This is a genomic window from Armatimonas sp., assembly GCF_043760365.1.
Classification (GTDB): Bacteria; Armatimonadota; Armatimonadia; order Armatimonadales; family Armatimonadaceae; genus Armatimonas.
This window is the reverse complement of record NZ_JAYUPA010000252.1, coordinates 1-2,038: the sequence shown is the minus strand read 5'-3', so window position 1 is coordinate 2,038 and position 2,038 is coordinate 1. Positions and strand designations below refer to the sequence as shown.

The following is a 2,038-nucleotide window of genomic DNA, read 5'->3' as shown; positions in this document are numbered from 1 at the left end:
TTAAGGGAATCGCGGAAGGTGGCCTGGTGGACGAAGGCAGCGGTGGGTTCTTCCGCTATGCCCAGACCCCGGACTGGCGCAATCCGCAGGTGGAGAAGCTCCTGGAAGACAACGCCCACCTCGTGCGCCTCTTCTGCCGTGGGTATAGCCTGCTGGGGGACGAGTCGCTGAAAACGGCGGCAAAGAAGGGCCTGGACTATCTTCGCACGCAGCTCTGGTTTGAGGATCTTGGTGTGTTCGGTGGCTCGCAGTTCGCCGATGGTGAGTACTACGCCCAGCCGCTCGAAGAGCGCGCCGAGTGGAATCCGCCCGCCGTGGACGAGACCATTCTCACCGGAGCCAATGCCGTGGCCGCTCGCGCTCTCGTGGCGTGGTGGCAGATCACGGGCGAGACCGAGGCGCTGACTCAGGCCCGCCGGGTGATGGACTTTTTGTTGACCCACCTGGTGGACGAAGACGGCTGCGCGACTCACTTCCAGGCCGCTGAGGGTGAGGATGTTGGCGAGATTCCCACCGGCATGCTCTCCGATGCCGCTGATCTGGTGGCTGCGGGCCTCGATCTCTACGAAGCGGGGCAGGGCGTGACCTACTTAGATCGTGCGGAAGAGATCGCCAACTGGAGCCGAGGGCACCTTGAGAGCCCTGAGACCGGCGGCCTCTTTGATGCACCCGTCCGACCCAATGCGCTGGGAAACCTCAAAGTGGGGAGCCGAGATGTGGTTGATAATATGCTACTGGCCGACTCGCTCCTGCGCCTGTTTTTGGCGACCGGCGAGACCGAGCACGCTCAGCTTGCACAGCGGATCCTGCAGGCGTTCCAGCCCGCCGCCCCGAACATGGGATTCTTTGGTGCGAGTATGGCACTGGCCATTGAGCGTGCAGTGCTCCCGCCCGTTCTGGTGCATGTTCTTGGGGCCGCCAGCGATCCGCGCACCCAGGCTCTACTCTTGGCCGCGCACAAATCGTACCGCTACGAGAAATTCATCCAGCCGCTGGATCCGTCTAACGAGGACGATGCAGCGCATATCGAGAACCTGGGCTACCCTACTCCTGAGCAGCCGACGGCGCATATCATGGTGGCTACCGATGCCCTCGCACCCACCGTGGATGCTGAGGTGCTGATCGAGACAATCCAGAGCGCTGCTCCGTCGCTGGCCGGAATGCCCGATCTGAGTGCGCTAGTGGGCGAAGAGGAAGCCCCCGCGTAGCGCCACGCAAATAAAACAAGCCCTCGCTCAAGAATCGAGAGAGGGCTTTTTGTTTTTCTTGTCGAACCCCTACACCTAAGATGAAACGACAGATGGCGGGATTTCTCGCGCTGGTAGGATTGGCGACAGCAGCTCTGGCGCAGACAAAACCGAAAGTAGCTGCGCCGGACTTCAACCGAGACGTTCGGCCTATTCTCGCCAACCACTGCCTCAAGTGCCACGGCCCCGATGACAAGCAGCGCCAGGCGGGGCTACGGCTGGATCAGTCGCCAGGGAAGGCTAAACTCAGCGCCGTGCTCGCTCGAATCGCAAAGCCCAGCGGCGATGCGCTCCAGATGCCGCCCGCCCATACCGGCAAGCCGCTCACGGCGACGCAAAAGAATGTCTTGCAGCGCTGGGTGGCAGGCGGCGCAAAGTACGCGGCGCACTGGGCGTTTGTTAGGCCCTCTCCCCCGCTGGGCGGGGGCAGGGGGGGCAATGCTATTGACACCCTGATCTCCGCCAAACTCAAGCCCTTGGGACTCGCACTACAGCCCGAGGCCGACAGATACACGCTCATTCGGCGCGTCTCGCTGGACTTGATCGGGCTGCCGCCGACGCTGGAAGAAGCCGAGGCGTTTGTGAAAGACACGCGGACAGATGCCTACGAGCGGCTGGTGGATAGATTGCTGGGAAGCGAACACTACGGCGAGCGCTGGGCACGTAAATGGCTGGATCTGGCGCGCTACGCCGATACCAACGGCTACGAGAAAGACAAGCCCCGGGTGATCTGGCCCTGGCGGGACTGGGTGATCAAGGCGCTGAACGCCGACATGCCCTTTGACCAGTTC

The 2,038-nt window shown here is 62.5% G+C and carries 1 protein-coding gene and 1 pseudogene; both read left to right on the top strand.

The window, feature by feature from the left end:
* Positions 1-1,208, top strand: a pseudogene (locus ACH2EH_RS06060) (hypothetical protein); the annotation flags it as partial.
* A gap of 80 nt (positions 1,209-1,288) precedes the next feature.
* Positions 1,289-2,038, top strand: a 750-nt coding sequence (locus tag ACH2EH_RS06055) for a DUF1549 domain-containing protein (protein ID WP_395139912.1), incomplete at its 3' end; no start/stop codon positions are given.